Annotated in this window: 1 protein-coding gene; it reads left to right on the forward strand. The window is 66.5% G+C overall.

Going from position 1 to position 511, the window contains the following annotated elements:
* Window positions 1–169: 169 nt before the first annotated feature.
* Window positions 170–481 carry a transposase gene (locus tag ACTOWL_RS38055; RefSeq protein ID WP_441326497.1) on the forward strand — a complete coding sequence of 104 codons (312 nt, stop codon included), beginning with the start codon at window positions 170–172 and terminating at the stop codon, window positions 479–481.
* Window positions 482–511: the final 30 nt, after the last annotated feature.

A 511-nucleotide genomic window follows, 5' to 3' on the forward strand; every position in this document is an offset into this window, starting at 1 on the left:
CGCCCCTGCCCTCACGGGCAACGACGCACGGCTCGGGGCCGATGCGGATCGCTACTCCTTCATCGCAGTGGACTTCCACCACCTACTCCTTGCCGGTCTCCCGGCGCTCTGACAGTGCACAAATTGGGTGCCGATGCTCGAGCTGAAATGGCCTTCGCAGGGAGGGGGCATGGCTCGGCTGGCGCGTGCGGTGTTTCCGGGGCTTCCGCACCATGTCACCCAGCGCGGCAACGGCCGGGGGCAGACCTTTTTCTGCGACGCCGACTACGCGCTCTACCGGGACCTGCTCGGCACCCACTGCGCGGCGGCGGGCGTCGAGGTCTGGTCCTGGGTGCTGATGCCGAACCACGTCCATCTGATCCTGGTGCCGGACGATCCGCGTTCAATTCGGATCGCGGTAGGGACGCCCATTGCTGGGCGCCCCCCGCACAGATCCGTACGTGCCCGATTAAGGCATACGGCTCCTACCTTGGGTGTTTGACGGCGAAGCGAGCTTGCGGCCAGGGGTGAA

The sequence above is a fragment of the Inquilinus sp. CA228 genome, from assembly GCF_052078665.1.
In the GTDB taxonomy this organism is placed as follows: Bacteria; Pseudomonadota; Alphaproteobacteria; order DSM-16000; family Inquilinaceae; genus Inquilinus.